At 60.2% G+C, this 1,528-nt stretch carries 2 protein-coding genes and 1 pseudogene; 1 reads left to right on the forward strand and 2 read right to left on the reverse strand.

Features of this window, described 5'->3' with window-relative positions; translation table 11 throughout:
- Positions 1-385: 385 nt before the first annotated feature.
- Positions 386-688 carry a hypothetical protein gene (locus FXB38_RS42245; RefSeq protein WP_148756739.1) on the reverse strand — a complete coding sequence of 101 codons (303 nt, stop codon included), beginning with the start codon at positions 686-688 and terminating at the stop codon, positions 386-388.
- Positions 689-922: 234 nt separating this feature from the next.
- On the opposite strand from FXB38_RS42245, the gene FXB38_RS42250 reads away from it, so the two are divergent.
- Positions 923-1,135 (forward strand): hypothetical protein, encoded by a 213-nt coding sequence (locus FXB38_RS42250; protein WP_148756740.1) that lies wholly within the window; start codon positions 923-925, stop codon positions 1,133-1,135.
- Between the two features lie 185 nt (positions 1,136-1,320).
- On the opposite strand, the pseudogene FXB38_RS42255 reads toward FXB38_RS42250, so the two are convergent.
- Positions 1,321-1,528: pseudogene (locus FXB38_RS42255) on the reverse strand (LabA-like NYN domain-containing protein); the annotation flags it as partial.

The following is a 1,528-nucleotide window of genomic DNA, read 5'->3' on the forward strand; positions in this document are numbered from 1 at the left end:
CATTCTGGATGAGGCAATGCGGGGTCAAATTTGCAAGCCGATTGACACGGCAGGCAGCTTGGTGCGCTGCGACATCTAAAAAGCCAAAGGTAAAAAGACGTTGATGAAAACCGTATCCAACCGCAACCGGAGGGCGAGCGCAAGGGCTAGTCGGGGCTGCGGCTCGGGGAGATGAAGTCCCGCGCGCGGCAAGCTTGAGTTCGAGACTGGATACAGTCGCGGCCTTCGGGCGCCACCTTGGCGACGGTCAGCAGGCAGAATTCAAGCACAGTGCATGCGTAGTCGGCGTCCTCATAAGCAAGGGCCGCCTTGCGGCGGCCGTCCGAAGTCTGAACATTCCAGTCAAAAAATACGTGTGACAAACCCGCCCCGGGAATGAAAACAGCTATGGATACAAATGCCGTGCCCGGCTGGTTTGAATTAAAGCAGCGGTTTGTTTCAAGAGTATTTCGTCGCCAAGCAAATCGTCGTTCCGCAAGGGGAATCGGTCATGCAGCGCCGCGCAGGGCAGTGAGAGCTGAAGGTTGAACGCCTTGGTCGAGTTTTGTGCAATGAAGGCCAGCAAGGCTGCAGAGACCTCGGCGCCCACATCAATGGCGTGTTGAGCGACGGCGTCGGCGACGCCGGAGGTCGCGTTCCCATCTGACCCCCGGCTGGGCAGCCGGGCAGGGCGCGTCAGCGGCGCCACAAGGGCAAGCGCGCGGACCGTCCCATGCGCGATCCATGTCGTGGAAGTAGCTCTCGCCGGAGAGACGGCCCCGGTTTGGGGGCTTGGGTGGCAGGTGGACCGGAGCCGCTCCGCCGGCATCGGCGGCGATGGCCGGCAGGCCTTTACCTTCGACGAACTTCCACATTTCTAAACCGGCAGAATCGCGGCATAATTTCCCGATTGAGCTTGTCATTTTTTCAATGAGATTTTGGCATGACGAAGGGCATTGAAGATCTTCAGATGCTGCGGTTGATCAGGGCGTTCCAGAAGCTGATCGACCCGGACACGCGGCGTATGGTGCTCTTGTACGTTGAGGAGCAGGTTCACAAGCAGCAAACCGGTGCCGTGGTCGAGAATACGCCGGCTTCCGAGTGCACCGGCAAGTCACCGCCCGGCGATGCCCACGGCACAACCGGAGATTCGTAGTCATCGGCTGGCCGATGTGCGACGCTAAGACATATTCGCGTCTCGGAAGGAGAAACCCGATGCGCCTTGTATTGCCTTATCTGGGAATTGGTCTCTGCGCGTCGCTGGCGGCGTGGATGTCGGTGATGTTGTTTTATTGAACTCAGTCCGCCCGAGTTCACCGATGCCGACGCGGCCTTCACAGTTTAGTCGTGGGGGTCGGTTCCCTTCGGCTCTTGCAAGAATTTAGGCGCGTGTCCACGCGCTTCGCGATCACGCGGGGCGGGGCGTTCGGACGGATCGCGGCCAAGCTTGGACTGCAACTCGACGAGGTCGGTGAAGACGTCGGCCTGGCGGCGCAGCTCGTCGGCGATCATCGGCGGCTGGCTGGCGATGGTGGAGATCACCGTGACC

Origin of the sequence: Bradyrhizobium cytisi (genome assembly GCF_008123515.1) — a bacterium.
Lineage (GTDB): Bacteria > Pseudomonadota > Alphaproteobacteria > Rhizobiales > Xanthobacteraceae > Bradyrhizobium > Bradyrhizobium cytisi.